The organism is Pseudomonas sp. BF-RE-25 (assembly GCF_019956105.1).
Classification (GTDB): Bacteria; Pseudomonadota; Gammaproteobacteria; order Pseudomonadales; family Pseudomonadaceae; genus Aquipseudomonas; species Aquipseudomonas migulae.
Genome location: NZ_JAHBDB010000034.1, coordinates 27,215 through 43,152 on the forward strand (window position 1 = coordinate 27,215; position 15,938 = coordinate 43,152).

Sequence of the window (15,938 nt, forward strand, 5' to 3'; positions counted from 1 at the left end):
ATCTAAACTTATCGGGGTTCTCACTGACTTGCGGAGACCGCTCATGGACATCTTGGACTTGCTCGGCCTGGATATTGGAAAAAGCACCTTTCATCTAATAGGGCACGACGCCAAAGGCAAGGAAGTATTGCGCAAGAAATTCAATCGCAACCGCTTGCTTGAGTTTGCCGCGAGGCTGAAGCCCTGCACCATAGCGATGGAGTCTTGTGGCGGTTCACACTGGCTTGCCAGGAAGCTCTTGTCTTTCGGTCATCAAGTGAAATTGATTGCGCCTCAACATGTGAAACCTTACGTCACCGGCAACAAAAACGACTACATCGACGCTGAGGCAATCTGCGAAGCCGCATCCCGTCCTAAAACACGTTACGTTGCCATCAAAACCGTTGAACAGCAGGTGCTATCAACCCAGCACCGTCTTCGGGAGGCGTTGGTAGGCCACCGAACTCAAACGATAAATCGCATTCACGGGTTCTTGCTTGAGTTCGGGATCGAATTGCCTGCAACAAAAGCGGCCATGAATCAGGTTCACCAAATTCTAGACGACCCTGCCGCCGAGTTACCGCAGCAGCTGAAGTCCTTTATTGAACATCTACTGGAAGAGATGAAACGGCTCAACGACGAGATTAAGGCGATTGACCGGAGTATCAAAGAGCAAATGGACACTGATGATGCGGGAACACGCCTGATGAGCATCCCCGGCATCGGCCCGATCATCGCTAGCGCGCTGCTGGCCGACGTCGGCGACGCTTCCAATTTTCACTCGTCGCGAGACTTCGCCGCTTCGCTGGGACTAGTGCCGAGGCAGTATTCAACAGGCGACCAAACTGTCCTTTTAAACATCAGCAAGCGCGGTGATAAATACCTTCGAAAGCTTATGATTCAAGGCTCGCGTGCCGTTCTGGTGCACATAGATAAACGTACCGATGCTTTGGGGACTTGGTGCAGAGACCTGCTGATACGAAAGCACCCGAATAAAGTTGCCTGCGCTTTGGCCAATAAATTGGCAAGGATCGTATGGGCTGTTTTAGCTCACGGAGTTAGCTACAACGCACAATCCATGACTTGATCGACATTCACTACCGGCTTTTGCGACGACAAGATGATGACGATAAACAGCTCAACTCCTGCTTGAAAACCTGGCAAACGAATCAGCTTTCGAAGCTGGCACCCTTTTTAAGGACAGGCAGGAGCGACTACTCATCAAGGGCCAGGCGGCAACATTGCCGACCATAAGCCCGGATACATTAGCGCAAGCATGCTTTACCGCTCATCGCTCGTGGTTGCAGGAGGTGGGCTGACCATACAAATCGTTTGGCGACGACTGAGTGACGGCCTTTGAGCCAATCAAACAGAGATCTTCAAATGAATCGATACATGCCCCTCACTGGAATCGACCTGGTTCCGGCTTCCCTGCTCATCGACACCGAAGCTCCACTCGACGTATTGCAAGCCGTCGCTGACTACCGAATTCGCGCAGTTACTCAGGTGCTGGAGAACATCGCCTTTCGTGCCGAGATTGGTTGCGACACGGTGGTGTTGTCGGACTTCTCCAAATTGCTTGCCATTCCGTTGCGCGACGGCTGTGACTTGATGGATGTGATTGGTCGGCGATTGCGGGCGCAGGCGAAGGAGTGAATGAAAACGGGCGCTGAAGGCGCCCGTTTTTTGTTCAACTATAAAAAGATCTGACATCGCTATTCTGCGGCATGACTCCTGCCCACTATCGGCCAAAAGCCGCCACCTACATTACCTGAGCAAACACAGGCAACTCAGTGTCGCGCAGAAGAAATCCGCAACCCGACCTACACGGAATTGCGCTTTCGCCGCGCCTCTTCATTCTCCGCCAACGCCTGTCGAACCAGCGCCCTCGCCGCCCACGCAGCGGTGTCGAGTGATTCTTCGACGCTCGCGCCACTGATGTCGCGCACGGCGATCAACGCCTCGGTGCCGATAACGATCGACAGCGCCTGCTTCAGTCGTTTGCGTGCACGGGGCGAGAGCACGTCCTTCAGCGAGTCGACGATCGGTTCGATGTAGCTCATGCGCCGGCCAGGGCGCAGGGGCTCGTGGGTCTCGCTTTCGAGCCACACCGACATGAACGAACGTTCCATCACGTGCAGGCCGATCTCGTCGTCGATCAAGAGTTTGTTCAACGCGTTCGCGGCCAGGCCGATGCCCTTGACCGGGTCATCTCCCGGTCGCCAGAAGCTCTCCAGCGGCTTCATTTCACGATCCGCTGCCGTCTCGCTGATCAATGCCTCGGTCGAGGGAAAATAGCGATAGGCCGTGGCGCGCGAGACCATCGCGCGCTCGGCCACTTGCGCAACCGTCGGGTTTTGGCCCTCGTCGCGCAAGGCGATGGCGGCATCGATCAGCGCCTGACGCGTTCGCAGTTTCTGGTTGGCGCGGCCTTGCAAATCGCCGCCGGGTTCAGACGGGGTTGACTTCGGGATCGACATGGAATATATGAGACTCTGTCTATTCATGAGACTTGAGTCTCATAATAGGCACGCAACAACCAACCGACAAGAGGTCGCCCGTTATATTTCAGCAATTGAGCGCGCCTCTGGGCGCATGAGGTGAATGCCATGAATCACAACCCCCGTTCACGGACCTGGTTTCGGCTCGCCGCCCTCTACTTCGCCATTGGCGTGATGCTGGGCGTGGCGATGGGCGCTTCCGGCGACCACTCGCTTTTCGCGGTACATGCTCATGTCAATCTGTTGGGATGGGTGTCGATGGCCCTGTTCGGCATCATCGGCACAGCGCACCCGTCAATCACCGAAGGGCGCGCGGCTGCCGCACAGTTCTGGATGTACAACATTGGCGTCCCGGTAATGCTCGGCGCACTGACGTTGCGGCTCAAGGGCGTCGCGGCCATTGAGCCGTTGATTGGCGTCGCTTCCATTCTTGTTGGTTGCAGTGTGCTGCTGTTTGTGTGGCTGGTGTTCTCGCGCATCGGTGTAACGGCTATGGGTTTGAGCAGCGCAACACGTGAGTCGCGCACGTCTTGAAGTCAGCTGTCCTTACGACCGGCACACAAAATGTGCCGGCCACTTGCACCACCGCGGCCCTATTTTTTGATTGAAACAATCGTCGCGCGGCCACCCTCGACCTGGAAAACAAACGAGACACGGTCTCCGGTCGACAGCCCGGCGAGCTGATCATCCGTCACGGAAAAGGCCATGGTCATCGGCGGCCATTGCACGGCGGGTACTGCGCCGTGGGAGATGGTCACCGTGTGTCTGGCAGCATCGATAGCCTTGATCGTTCCGCTGGCATTAGCGACGGGCGCCTGCGTTGTCTCTTTTGTCTGCATGCCCTCCATACCGTCCATTTTCATACCCGGCATGTCCTCTGCACGAGCCAAGAAAGACAATGCAACCAAGGCACCTGCCACTGCAATATGGGTCAGTTTCATACGACGTTTCCTTTAAGGTGAGTGGATTCAATGACGAGATGTCGGCGGCGCATCAGGCGATAGGCTGCCGGAATGACAAACAGGGAAAGCAAGGGAGCCGTGATCATGCCGCCGACCATGGGCGCGGCAATGCGGCTCATCACTTCACTGCCGGTTCCGCTGCCCAACAGGATGGGTAACAGGCCGGCAATGATCACGGCCACGGTCATGGCCTTGGGGCGAACACGCTGCACAGCGCCTTCACGAATCGCCGCAACCAGCCCGCGCTCAGTGCTGTCGCCGAGGTCTTCACGTTCTGCCCAGGCGTTTTTCAGATAGAGCAGCATAATCACGCCAAACTCGGCAGAAACACCGGCCAGGGCGATAAAGCCGACACCGGTGGCGACCGACAGATTGAATCCCAACAGATAGATGAACCATGCCCCGCCAGTCAGCGCGAATGGCAGCGTGGCCATGATCAGCAACGCCTCATCGAAGCGCGCAAACGTCAGGTAAAGCAGCACGAAGATGATCAACAGCGTGGCTGGCACCACCAGTTTGAGTCGTGCATTGGCTCTGTCGAGAAACTCGAACTGTCCTGAGTAGCTCAGGCTCATGCCAGGCTGCAACTTGACCTGCTCATTTACGGCGCGGCGCAAATCAGCGACCACTGAGGCAATGTCCCGGCCACGCACATCGATATAGACCCAGCCTGAAGGCCTCGCGTTTTCACTTTTGAGCATCGCCGGGCCGTCGCTGATTTTGACGTTGGCCACTGTCCCCAGGGTGATCTGGATGCCTGACGGCGTGTAGATCGGCAATTGCTCCAGGGCACCAAGCGAGTCACGCCACTCCCGTGGGTAACGTACGTTGATCGGGAAACGTGCGAGCCCTTCAATGGTCTCCCCGACATTTTCACCACCGATAGCGCCGGCCACGATGGACTGCACATCAGCGATATTCAGCCCGTAGCGAGCGGCGGCCTTGCGGTCGATATCCACGTCGATATAGCGGCCGCCGGTCAAGCGTTCCGCCAGCGCTGAACTGACACCGGGTACGCCTTTGGCCACCCGTTCGACCGCCTGGGTGACAGCATCGATGTCCGTCAACTGGGTGCCGGCGACTTTCACTCCGATCGGACTTTTGATGCCGGTGGCAAGCATGTCGATACGGTTGCGAATCGGCGGTATCCAGATATTGGTCAGCCCTGGAACCCGAACCACGCGATCCAGTTCTTCCACCAGTTTTTCCTGGGTCATGCCGGGCCGCCATTGCTCGTGTGGCTTGAATTGAATGGTGGTTTCGAACATTTCCAGTGGTGCCGGGTCGGTGGCAGTTTCGGCACGCCCCGCTTTGCCGAACACGTGCTCGACTTCGGGCACCGTCTTGATCAGGCGGTCGGTCTGTTGCAGCAGCTGCGCAGCTTTCTGTGCCGACAACCCCGGGAGAGCGGAAGGCATATAGAGCAGATCGCCTTCGTCCAAAGGCGGGAGAAACTCACCGCCCAGGCGCGACATCGGCCATAGCGCACTGACAAACACCACCAGAGCCACCAGCAGGGTGACTTTGGGACGGCGCAGCACCGCCTCCAGGGCCGGCTGGTAGATCCTGATCAACCAGCGGTTCAACGGGTTTTGTTGCTCACCGGGAATTCGCCCGCGAATCCAGTACCCCATCAGCACGGGCACCAAGGTCACCGACAACCCCGCCGCCGCGGCCATCGCATAGGTTTTGGTGAACGCCAACGGTCCGAACAGTCGCCCCTCCTGAGCTTCCAGGGTGAACACCGGAATGAACGATAACGTGATGATCAACAAACAGAAGAACAGCGCCGGGCCGACCTCTGCCGCTGCTTCGGTCATGACGTGCCAATGACGCTCGCCCTTCAGTTCCTCCCCCGGATTGGCCGCGTGCCAGGCCTCAATCTTCTTGTGGGCATTCTCGATCATCACCACGGCAGCATCGACCATGGCGCCGATGGCGATGGCAATCCCGCCCAAGGACATGATGTTGGCGTTGATCCCTTGGTAACGCATGACGATGAAGGCCATCAGCACGCCCACCGGCAGGGAGATGATCGCCACCAGTGATGAGCGCAAGTGCCAAAGGAAGATCCCGCAAACCAGCGCGACGACAATGAACTCTTCGATCAACTTATGGCTGAGGTTTTCCACCGCGCGGTCGATCAGTTTGCTGCGGTCGTAGGTGGTGACGATTTCCACTCCGGCCGGCAAGCTGCTTTTCAGTTCGTCGAGCTTGGCCTTGACCGCCGCAATGGTCTCGCGAGCGTTCTTGCCGCTGCGCAAAATCACCACGCCACCGACGGTTTCGCCCTCGCCGTCGAGTTCGGTAATGCCCCGCCGCATTTCCGGCCCCAACTGAATAGTGGCGACATCGCCAAGGGTCACCGGCACACCATCCGCCCCCAACTTGAGCGGGATCGCCCGAAAGTCATTGAGCGTCTTCAGATAACCGGAAGCGCGCACGATGAACTCGGTCTCTGCCATCTCCAGTACCGCGCCACCCGTTTCCTGATTGGCCTTGCCGATAGCCTCGGTCACCTCTGTCTGAGTGATGCCGAGGCTGGCCAGTTTCAGCGGATCGAGTTGCACCTGGTATTGCTTGACCATGCCCCCCACCGTGGCCACTTCCGCAACGTTGGGCAGGGTCTTGAGTTCGAATTTGAGGAACCAGTCTTGAAGCGCGCGCAGTTGCGCCAGGTCGTGTCCACCGCTGCGATCCACCAGTGCGTACTGATAGATCCAGCCCACCCCCGTTGCATCCGGTCCCAACGCCGGTTTGGCGCTGGCCGGCAACCGACTTTGTATCTGACTCAGATATTCCAGCACCCGCGAACGGGCCCAGTACACGTCAGTGCCGTCTTCGAACAGCACGTAAACGAAGCTGTCACCGAAGAAGGAATAACCACGCACCGTCTTGGCTCCCGGCACTGAGAGCATGGTGGTGGCCAACGGATAGGTCACCTGGTTCTCGACAATCTGCGGCGCTTGCCCCGCAAAGGGAGTGCGGATAATCACCTGAACATCCGAGAGATCCGGCAGCGCATCGATGGGTGTGCTCTGCACTGACCATATGCCCCACGCCGTGACGAACAGTGTCGCCAGTAGCACCAGGAACCGGTTGGCGACTGACCAACGAATCAGGGCCGCAATCATGGCTGGCTCCCCGATTTGTCCCCATCCGTCTCATGAATACCGGAGGCTGCTGCGCTGGGTGGCGACTCGTCCTCAGTGCTGGCAACAATACCCTTGAGGCTGGCCTCCGAGTCCAGCAGGAACTGGCCAGACGTAACCACCTTCCAGCCTTCTTCCAGTCCTTTCAAAATGGCCGTCTTGCCATCACTTTCCTGTCCGGGTTGCACCTCTACCGGGCGGTAGTGGCCGGTGTCTTCGGCGAGCATCACCAAGGCCCGCCGCCCCGTGCGAATAACCGCTTCGCTTGGCACCCACAACACACTGTGTTCGCTCGAACGGTTCAGGCGCACCTGCGCCGTCAAACCCGGCCTGAGGTGTCCGTCCGGATTGGGCAGTTCCACCCGCACACGCAGGGTGCGACTGTCCGCACTGGTCTCGGGCAAAATAGCGCTGACCTCGCCGTTGAGCACAGTCCCCGGAAAGGCTGGCAGCCGTGCTTCGGCCGTCTGCCCCACTGTGATCGATCCGGTCTGCGACTCTGGAACGGCCACGGCCAGCCAGACACTGCTCAAGCCATTGACGCGTGCCAGCGTGTCGCCCGTCGCCACGGTCATGCCCGTGCGTACGTTCAACGCTTGCAACACACCGGCGATGGGGCTGGTCAGCGTCAGGTACGGCTGAACCTTACCGCTACGCTCTATCTGAGTGATCAGCGCTGCCGGCATTCCGGTGAGCTGCAGTCGCTGGCGGGCCGCCGCCAGCAGCTCAGCGTCGCCGTTACGCTTCAGGGCAAGGAACTCTGTCTGAGCCGCAGCCCATTCCGGCACCAGAATATCCGCCAACGCCGCGTTGGCGTTCAGCACATCTCCGGGAGCATGGGCATAGACTCGCTCCACAAAGCCAGCGGTGCGTGCCTGAATCACCGCAACATCACGTTCGTTGAGCGCCAGGACACCTGTCACGTCGAGGCTGGAATGAAAGGTTCCACGGGTGACAGTCGCAAAACGCAGCCCGAGATTCTGGGTCAGCCCCGGGTCGATACTGACAGTCGCCCGATCTCCTGCGCCGCTGGCGTATTGGGGAACCAGTTGCATGTCCATGAAGGGGGACTTGCCCGGTTTGTCGAACTTTTGCTGCGGGTACATCGGGTCGTACCAATACAGGGCTTTGCGTTCGGGCACAGCATTGATGTCTTGCTCCGCCACGGCATTTGGCGCTGCGCTCATACGCTGGTGCGCGACCCCGTAACCACCGGCAACACCCAATGCCAGCGAAAGGCTAACCAGCAATGCCCCGTTCCATTTTTCAAGTTTCATCGGCTGGCCTCCCCGTAAGCAAAATACAAACGTGCACTGGTCAGCGCGCGCTGCTCTTCCACGTCGATTTGTTTGAGCCGAACTTCGATGAGTTCACGTCGGGCGCTCACAACGGTGTCTAAATCGCCTTTGCCGGCCCGGTAGCTGGCCATGCTGAGTTCGACCTTTTCCTTGGCCAGCGGTAACAGGCTTTCATGGTTTCGGTGCACGGCACGATTCAGGCGCTCGTAGTCAGCCAGTTGGTTTTCCAGTTGCTGGGTGTGCTCGCGTGACAAGGCTTCGCGCTCGGCCTCAAGCTGGTTGAGTTCAGCGTGTCTGGCTGCGATTTTCGGGTTTTGGCGAGCGTCAGGAAACAACGGCAGATCCCAGGAAAACTGCACGCTGACCATGTCGCCGAACTGTCGGCCACGATGCTGATAGTCAAGCTCCCAACTCCAATCCGATTGCTTCTCCGACTCGGCTTCACGAACCCTGGCTTGCGCTTCGCGGGTCATCGGCGCAAACGCTGCCAGCTCCGGATGGTGTTGCAGTTGATGGGAGTAGCTTGAGGTATCGACGGGCCATTCAGGCAGGCTGCCCACAGGCTTGTCGTTGGCGGCTGAGCCAATCCAGCGTTTGAGGGCGGCTCGGGCCTGGGCTCGCTGCAGAATCAGATCGTCCTGCTGCTCTGCCAACTGAGCGGCTTCCTGCTTGGGTGTCACCGCATCGGCGGGCTGGGCGCGGCCGCCAGCAATCCTGGCCCGGACGGTATCGCTCAGCAGGCGGTTTTCTTTGTAGAAGTCCTGGAACAACGCATCTTTACGCTCGATGGAATAGCTGCTGATCCAGGCCAGCGCGGTGGACTGGCGGACCTTCAGACGTTCGACCCGACGCTCGGCGGCGGCGCGATCAACAGCCGCATCGGCGACCTCGATACGGGCTTTGCGTTTGTCGCTATTCGGCATCTCCTGCCGGACCCCAACCATTTGCATGGTCATGAAATCCTCGTCGAGGCTCCAGCGATCCTGACCGCCTATGGGGTAGTTCTGCACCCCCAGAAGCAGCTTGGGATCAGGTAGTTCACCCGCCGGGATGGCTGCGCTGCTGGCAGCCTGAATCCTGGCGTCTTGTGCGGTCAGTGACGGCGCATTGTTTTCGGCCAGCCGCAACGCTTCATCGAGTGTCAGTGCGGCAGCGAAGCTCGGCAATGCCAGTACGCTTGCCGCCAGGCCGACCACGAGGGGCCAGCCTGTGCAATAGCACTTGGAGTTCATGTCTACGATTCCTGTGATCATCAACTGCGCGCGTCAAAAGACATGCGCACAGCCAGGTCATCCCGCTAATGCGGAATGAGGTTCGATGTGGGACAGGAATCAAACGCGGGGCGGTCGCCATACCCCGGACGGGGTTTGCACGGGCAGGGAATCGCTAAAGAAGGAAAGCGCTACGGGGCTGAATACGGTGACGGGAGGCTTGATAATCGAGACTTGCAGCATGCCGCCCGTCTTGCATTCCTGGCCTGGTTTGCAAGGCTTGCCGTGCTCGGTGGGGCTTTTCATGTCGTTGCAGCAGTCCATTCCCATGCCGTCCATCATCGCCATGCCCATCGTCTTCATGGGGCACGGTTCTGTCGGTGCCTGAACGCCCGCCATCCCGCTGAGGGGAAGCGCCAGGCTGATCATGAAAATGATGCAAAACCGCAGATAGCGTTTCATGGGCTGGAGTGTAGTCGCTGCAAATGGCTCTTACGATGGGATTTGAGTCGTCAGCAACCCGTCGTCAGGTTCCGACGCAGGCGATAACACCGGACATGAATTAAGCCAGCATTACGTGTTCATCGACCATCCTGAAATCCACGCGGGATCGTGTGCTTCCCATTCCCCCGCCTCTCTCATCACAGGGGCAAAGGCCTGTCCTGCACCACCCGTTTCATGACCAGCGTCGACGTCAGCCGCTGCACATTGGGCAAGGTCGAAAGGCTTTCATCGTAGAGCCGTTGAAAGGCCGGCAAATCCTGAGTGATGACGTGCAGCAGATAATCCGGTTCGCCGAACAACCGCTGGGCATCGACCACCTGCGGGATGTCGACGAGCGCCGTCTCGAACGCCTCGACCGCTTTGCGGTCGCCCTCGCGCAACGTGGCAAACACCATTGCGGAAAAGTTAAGGCCCAATGCGCTTGGGTCCAATTGGGCTCGGTAGCCGAGCAACACACCCGACTCCTCCAATGCTCGAACACGTCGATGGCAAGGGGAAAGGCTCAGGCCCACGCGTTCGGCGAGTTCGGTGACCGACAGGCGACCGTCCTTTTGCAGCTCAGAAAGAATATTGCGATCAATCCTGTCCATTTCGAATTTTCTCCCAACTCTACGCACTCTGATGATCATCTTTGAAAGTAAATTCTAACAAGATTTCCTTATTCTTCCTCGCATCCATATTTTTCGGAGCAGGACGATGCAGAGCACGGTGTATCAGCAGCAGAAGTGGTTAGCGCCATGACCTTGAGTGTTTTCGTGGCTTTTTGGGCGGTGTCGATTCTGTTCGTCATCACGCCGGGGGCAGATTGGGCTTACGCGATTTCGGCGGGGTTGAAGGGCCGGGTCGTGATACCCGCCGTGGGCGGGCTGTTGTCCGGTCATTTGATTGCCACGATGATCGTTGCCGCGGGCGTCGGCACGTTGGTGGCCAACCACCCCGTTGCCTTGTCGGTGCTGACCGTTGCCGGGGCCGGTTATCTGCTGTGGTTGGGTATCAACATGCTCGCCCGCCCCGCTACGCCGCACTCAGATGATGCTCAGGCGCCGGGCTCCTGGCAGCGTTGGGCGATCAAGGGGCTTTGTGTGAGCGGGCTGAATCCGAAAGTGTTTTTGCTGTTTTTGGCGCTGCTGCCTCAGTTCACCGACGCGGCAGCGGCCTGGCCTGTGCCGATGCAGATGATTGCGCTGGGGCTCATCCACACGGTCAGTTGTGGCGTGATTTATCTGCTCGTGGGATTCGGCTCACAGGCCGTATTGCAAGCACGCCCCGCCGCGGCCCGGTGTGTCAGTCGTTTCTCCGGAACGGCCATGATCATCTTCGCGGTCGTTTTGCTCGGCGAGCAGCTGTTGGGTTAAGCCAGTGACAAGGCCAGCATTGCACAGGGTTTTTGCCCCACACCAACACTGCACAGGCTGGCGAACGAGAGTGGCATTGTCGCCACTCTCCAGCGGCGCTGGCACCTTCCACAACGCCTGCTTACCGAGCGAGGATCGAAGCTGTCGAGTGGGTCATTCTCTCGATCAGCGAGGCGACGTCCTTCGCACCAAAACAGCGGAATTTAACGCTGCCAACGTCGGTGTCCAGTCGGACGATCTTCGTGACAAACCCACCTTCCACGCTGACCTTGCGGACCAATGTCAGCGGGAGTTCAATATCCATCGTTCCATCCTGAATGGCACGGTTCAGGGCATTGGCGCTCAAGCGAACCACGGAGTGAGTCACCTCCACCTTCCCGCCAACCCAAAGTCCTCCGTATGCGTGCCTGAAGACCTCAAGCACATCGGCCAGCGCGTCCACATCGCCACTCCCCGCCTCGTCGTACAGATCGCTCACGGTGTCGTAGTCCACTCGGGCGTCGGGCACCAGAAAATTGACCAGCTTCGATTTCAAAATCTCTTCGACCATCTTGGTGTCTCCTTGATATGAGTAGCAGTCCTGTCAATCAGACACCTGCTGTGCACTGGCGCTGAGTGCACGGGGTGATAATGTAGCGCGCCGAATGGAGAATCCAGACCATGCGCCAAGTTCTTCTCGTTGTGGATGTTCAATCCACCTTCTCGCCGCCTGAATGGCTCGTGAAGGGTATTCAAAAACTCGCGGACGTTGTCCCGGCGGTGGCGACCGTTGAGCTGCATGACGAGCAGCGCACGCCGTTCCATCAACAGCTCGGCTGGCACCCTGCGGCGCTCGACAGCAGCGCGGTAAAAACAGAGCAGGTTTTCGTCAAGCACGGCTATGCACCGTCGCCAGAGACCATGGACTATTTGAAGCGCCTGAAGCCGGACCGCGTCCTGGTTTGCGGTATCCAGACGGATACCTGTGTCCTGGCCGCAGGCTTTGCACTGTTTGACGCCGGCCTTTATCCGACGCTCGTCACCGACCTCACGGTGGGTTCATCCCTGGACCGCTCCGGGCAACTGGGTATCAGCCTCTGGACCCACCATTTTCGGCACACCACCACCTCAGCTGAAGTTCTTTCAGGATTGATCGCCGAGCAAAAGTGACGTGATCACGAACAGGAAAGCCACCGCAGCAGGCATTCGTGGATAGGCGCACTTCTCTTGTGCGGCAGCCTGTCGGCGCAGGGTCAGGATGGCTGCACCGAAACGGATGAACGTTGACCTCGCAAAAAAGCAAAATTGCCATGTGTTCCATTCGTTAGTTCATACGTCGCAGTTCTCACTGCCCGTTTCTATCTGTCTGGAGTTCTCTCATGCCCTCGCCCAATTCCCTGCCCGCTGCGCTGCTGGGGCTGGCGCTTGCCTGTCCGGCCATGGCCGAGGAGGCCCAAGGCCTGGAGCTGGGACAGGTGCTGATTCAGGCTGAGGAGCAGCGCGGCGAAGACCAGACGATCGAGGACGCCGAGGCCCGGCTTGCCCAGGTGCCTGGCGGCACCAATGTGGTCGATATGCGCCGCCCCCTTCAGGGCCGCGTGGCCAGCAACCAGGATGTGCTGGCCTATCAGCCGGGGGTCTATGCCCAGTCTGCGGGCAATGAAGGGGTGAAGATTTCGATCCGTGGCTCGGGGATCAACCGTGCACCGGGCGCCCATGCCTCGGGGCTGTACGCCATGCTCGACGGTCTGCCGCTGACCGGCCCGGGCGGCACGCCCTACGAGTTGCTGGAGCCGCTGTGGCTCGATCATGTGGAAGTGCTGCGCGGCGCCAACGGTTTCGACAGGGGCGCGCTGGCCTTGGGCGGAGCCATCGATTACATCAGCCACACCGGCTACGACGCACCGCTGTTGCAAGTGCGCTACGCTATGGGCAGCCACGGTTATCAGCAGCGTCAGGTCAGTTCCGGGCAGGTGCTGGGGGATTTCGACTACTACGTGTCCACGACCGATGCGCGCGCCGACGGCTATCAGGATCACACGGCCAGCGAGAGCCAGGGCGTCATCGCCAACTTCGGCTATCGCTTCAACCCGAAGCTGGAAACGCGTTTCTACCTGCGCTATCGCCAGACCGACAACGACCTCGCCGGGCGGGTGACCAAGCACTCCATCGAGCACGACCCACGGGCCGCCAACCCCGCTTACGTGGCGCGGGACGACCGTCGCGAACAACCGGGCAGCACCTTCTTCGGCAACAAGACCACCTACTACATCGATGACGATTCGAGTATCCAGACCGGTCTTGTCTACCATGACTACCCGATGGACTTGCGTGAGGGCCCCAACCGCTTGAAGGTGGCGTACACGGACGTCAGCGGCACCTTCGACTATAAGCGTCGCGACACCCTCTGGGGCCTGGAAAGCCATAGCACGCTGGGCCTGCGCGTGACGAAGCACTTGCCCAATGCCGGCGCCAGCGAATCAGTGCGCATCCCCACCGGCAACACCGCCGGCTATGCGCCGGGCACGCCCATTCGCAACTTCACCTACCAGGGTTCAGACACGGTCTTGCATATGGGCAATGACCTGGAGATCGCCGACGACCTGTGGCTGACCACCGGCCTCGCCGCCATTTACACCCGCCGCGAAAGCGCCGTGACCTTCCCTGAAGGTGGCGGCAAAACCAGCCTCAACGACTGGGACTACGCACCACGCGTGGGCCTGCGCTACCAACTCACACCGGACTTGCAGCTGTTCGGCAATCTCAGCCGCTCGGTCGAAGCGCCGCACCCGTGGTCGCTGATCTACAGCTCCAACATTCGCTTCCCGGCAGGCAGCGGTGTCGCCACAGGCGCCCAGCGCGATCCGGTCAAGCTGCAAAACCAGACCGCGACCACCCTGGAACTCGGCGGCCGCGGCGACAGCACGATGGGGCAATGGAGCCTGGCCTGGTACTACGCTCAGGTGCAGCACGAATTGCTCTCGGTGTTGCCGGATGCCAATGCCGTGACGCCTTACGAACTCAACGCCAGCCCGACCGTGCACCAAGGCGTGGAAGCCAGCCTGCAAAGCAACCTGTGGTCGTCCGGCGATGGCGGCCAACTGAGCTTGCGCCAGAGCTACACCTTCAGCGACTTCCACTACCGCGACGACGACCGCTTCGGCGACAACCGCCTGCCGGGCTTGCCGATGCACTACTACCAGGGCGAACTGCGCTACGACTGGCCCCAGGGTTTCTTCGCCGGGCTCAATTCGCAGTGGGTGTCGAAAACTGCGGTCGATTACGCCAACAGCTATTACGCCGACCCTTACGCACTGTTCGGCGCGACGGTGGGCTACAACGCCCCCAAGGGCGACTGGCAGACCTGGCTGGACCTACGCAACTTGACCAACAAGCACTACGCCGCCACCGTCACGCCGGGCTACGACGACAAAGGTCTGGACGCGGCACGGTCGACGCCGGGCGAAGGTATGGCGGCGTATGTAGGGGTGTCGTGGAGTTTGCGCTGAGGCCTGGGCGCACTTTTGAGTCGGTCCTGACTATGCCGACGACACTTTTGAGCTGAGACGTTTCAGCGACTGCCGCGATAATCGAACGCTAAACCCATGAGACATCGAGGTTCAGCATGACAAGCGCCGCGACAGAGCAGGTCAGCCCGCAAACCCTGAGAAAAGTGATTGTCGCCGCCGGCATCGGCAATTTCGTCGAGTGGTTTGACTTTGCCGTCTACGGCTTTCTGGCGACGACCATCGCCCAACAGTTTTTCCCCAGCGGCGATGCCAGCGCTGCGCTGCTGAAAACCTTTGCGGTATTCGCCGTGGCCTTTGCGTTTCGGCCTCTGGGCGGGATTTTCTTCGGCATGCTCGGTGACCGGATCGGTCGCAAGCGTACCCTGGCGATGACCATCCTGCTGATGGCGGGCGCGACGACCCTGATCGGTTTGTTGCCGACCTACGCCGCCATCGGTGTCACGGCGCCGGTGTTGCTGAGCCTGATCCGCTGCGCCCAGGGTTTTTCCGCGGGCGGCGAATATGCCGGTGCCTGCGCCTATCTGATGGAACATGCCCCCAGCGATAAAAGAGCCTGGTATGGCAGTTTCATTCCGGTGTCGACCTTTGCCGCGTTTGCATCGGCAGCCGTGGTGGCTTACGCACTTGAGGCGTCATTGTCGGCCGAAGCCATGGGCAGTTGGGGCTGGCGCCTGCCGTTCCTGATTGCCGCGCCACTGGGCCTGGTCGGTCTTTACCTGCGCTGGAAAATGGATGAAACCCCGGCGTTCCAAGCCGTCACCCAGCAACATGCCGTCGCGCACTCACCGCTCAAAGAGACCCTGCGCAACCATGGCTCGGCCATCTGCTGCCTGGGTGCGTTCATCTCGTTGACGGCCCTGTCGTTCTACATGTTCACCACCTACTTCGCGACTTACTTGCAGGTCGCGGGCGGCCTGAGTCGCGCAACGGCGTTGCTGGTGTCGCTGATTGCACTGATCTTCGCCGCACTGATGTGCCCGTTGGCCGGCTTGTTTTCGGACCGGGTCGGGCGGCGCATGACGGTGATGACGGCCTGCGCGCTGCTAATCGTGGCGGTGTATCCATCGTTCATGATGGCCAGTTCCGGCTCGTTCGCAGCGTCCATCGTTGGCGTCATGCTCCTGGCGATTGGCGCCGTGTTGTGTAACGTGGTGACCGCCGCCCTGCTCTCGGAAACCTTCCCGACGCGCACTCGCTACACCGCATCGGCGATCACCTACAACATGGCCTACACCCTGTTCGGTGGCACCGCGCCGCTGATGGCGACCTGGCTGATCAGTACCACCGGCAGCAATCTCTCGCCGGCGTTCTATCTGATTGCGATTGCAGTGCTGGCATTGGTTGGCGGCCTGGCGTTGCCGGAAACTTCGAAGATCTCCCTGCACGATGTTTCATCGGGCGAGAAGCAAACAGAGGTGCCGGCGGTGGCACGAGGGTGAAACTCACCCTCGTGGCTTGTTTAACCCG

The 15,938-nt window shown here is 59.6% G+C and carries 15 protein-coding genes; 7 read left to right on the forward strand and 8 right to left on the reverse strand.

The genetic code is table 11. The annotated features are described in order from the left end of the window. Nucleotides 1-43: 43 nt before the first annotated feature. Together KGB24_RS17125 and KGB24_RS17130 are read left to right on the forward strand one after the other, a co-directional pair. Entirely contained in the window at nucleotides 44-1,066 is a 1,023-nt protein-coding gene (locus KGB24_RS17125) for an IS110 family transposase (RefSeq protein WP_223415360.1), read from the forward strand. Between the two features lie 296 nt (nucleotides 1,067-1,362). After that, nucleotides 1,363-1,635 carry a hypothetical protein gene (locus tag KGB24_RS17130; protein WP_223415361.1) on the forward strand — a complete coding sequence of 91 codons (273 nt, stop codon included), beginning with the start codon at nucleotides 1,363-1,365 and terminating at the stop codon, nucleotides 1,633-1,635. 167 nt (nucleotides 1,636-1,802) lie between these two features. Here KGB24_RS17130 and KGB24_RS17135 read toward each other — a convergent pair whose 3' ends face one another. Next, nucleotides 1,803-2,459, reverse strand: coding sequence for a TetR/AcrR family transcriptional regulator (locus tag KGB24_RS17135; RefSeq protein ID WP_223415362.1), 657 nt, complete (start codon nucleotides 2,457-2,459; stop codon nucleotides 1,803-1,805). Nucleotides 2,460-2,588: 129 nt separating this feature from the next. Here KGB24_RS17135 and KGB24_RS17140 point away from each other — a divergent pair, with 129 nt between their 5' ends. Beyond that, nucleotides 2,589-3,014: a hypothetical protein gene (locus KGB24_RS17140; RefSeq protein ID WP_223415363.1), complete on the forward strand. Its 426-nt coding sequence runs from the start codon at nucleotides 2,589-2,591 to the stop codon at nucleotides 3,012-3,014. 59 nt (nucleotides 3,015-3,073) lie between these two features. Here KGB24_RS17140 and KGB24_RS17145 read toward each other — a convergent pair whose 3' ends face one another. From KGB24_RS17145 to KGB24_RS17170, 6 genes are all read right to left on the reverse strand, one after another. Then, nucleotides 3,074-3,421 carry a copper-binding protein gene (locus KGB24_RS17145; protein WP_223415364.1) on the reverse strand — a complete coding sequence of 116 codons (348 nt, stop codon included), beginning with the start codon at nucleotides 3,419-3,421 and terminating at the stop codon, nucleotides 3,074-3,076. After that, a complete protein-coding gene (locus tag KGB24_RS17150; RefSeq protein ID WP_223415365.1) occupies nucleotides 3,418-6,576 on the reverse strand; it encodes an efflux RND transporter permease subunit in 3,159 nt (1,052 codons plus the stop codon). The genes KGB24_RS17145 and KGB24_RS17150 overlap by 4 nt, the downstream gene beginning before the upstream one ends. After that, nucleotides 6,573-7,871 carry an efflux RND transporter periplasmic adaptor subunit gene (locus KGB24_RS17155; RefSeq protein WP_223415366.1) on the reverse strand — a complete coding sequence of 433 codons (1,299 nt, stop codon included), beginning with the start codon at nucleotides 7,869-7,871 and terminating at the stop codon, nucleotides 6,573-6,575. The genes KGB24_RS17150 and KGB24_RS17155 overlap by 4 nt, the downstream gene beginning before the upstream one ends. After that, nucleotides 7,868-9,124: a TolC family protein gene (locus tag KGB24_RS17160; protein ID WP_223415367.1), complete on the reverse strand. Its 1,257-nt coding sequence runs from the start codon at nucleotides 9,122-9,124 to the stop codon at nucleotides 7,868-7,870. Before KGB24_RS17160 ends, KGB24_RS17155 begins: the two co-directional genes overlap by 4 nt. 99 nt (nucleotides 9,125-9,223) lie before the next feature. Continuing rightward, a complete protein-coding gene (locus KGB24_RS17165; protein WP_008037830.1) occupies nucleotides 9,224-9,565 on the reverse strand; it encodes a hypothetical protein in 342 nt (113 codons plus the stop codon). Between the two features lie 179 nt (nucleotides 9,566-9,744). Then, nucleotides 9,745-10,197 (reverse strand): Lrp/AsnC family transcriptional regulator, encoded by a 453-nt coding sequence (locus KGB24_RS17170; RefSeq protein WP_223415368.1) that lies wholly within the window; start codon nucleotides 10,195-10,197, stop codon nucleotides 9,745-9,747. A 147-nt stretch (nucleotides 10,198-10,344) separates the two neighbouring features. Between KGB24_RS17170 and KGB24_RS17175 the strand changes: the two genes are divergently transcribed. Continuing rightward, the gene (locus tag KGB24_RS17175; protein ID WP_223415369.1) at nucleotides 10,345-10,962 is read left to right on the forward strand and encodes a LysE family translocator; all 618 of its coding nucleotides are present in this window, start codon (nucleotides 10,345-10,347) and stop codon (nucleotides 10,960-10,962) included. Nucleotides 10,963-11,083: 121 nt separating this feature from the next. On the opposite strand, the gene KGB24_RS17180 is transcribed toward KGB24_RS17175, so the two are convergent. Next, nucleotides 11,084-11,512 carry a hypothetical protein gene (locus KGB24_RS17180; protein WP_223415370.1) on the reverse strand — a complete coding sequence of 143 codons (429 nt, stop codon included), beginning with the start codon at nucleotides 11,510-11,512 and terminating at the stop codon, nucleotides 11,084-11,086. Between the two features lie 110 nt (nucleotides 11,513-11,622). Between KGB24_RS17180 and KGB24_RS17185 the strand changes: the two genes are divergently transcribed. From KGB24_RS17185 to KGB24_RS17195, 3 genes are all read left to right on the forward strand, one after another. Then, nucleotides 11,623-12,111 carry an isochorismatase family protein gene (locus KGB24_RS17185; protein ID WP_008035580.1) on the forward strand — a complete coding sequence of 163 codons (489 nt, stop codon included), beginning with the start codon at nucleotides 11,623-11,625 and terminating at the stop codon, nucleotides 12,109-12,111. 209 nt (nucleotides 12,112-12,320) lie between these two features. Further along, entirely contained in the window at nucleotides 12,321-14,450 is a 2,130-nt protein-coding gene (locus KGB24_RS17190) for a TonB-dependent receptor family protein (RefSeq protein WP_223415371.1), read from the forward strand. Nucleotides 14,451-14,566: 116 nt separating this feature from the next. Continuing rightward, nucleotides 14,567-15,910, forward strand: coding sequence for an MFS transporter (locus KGB24_RS17195; protein WP_223415372.1), 1,344 nt, complete (start codon nucleotides 14,567-14,569; stop codon nucleotides 15,908-15,910). Nucleotides 15,911-15,938: the final 28 nt, after the last annotated feature.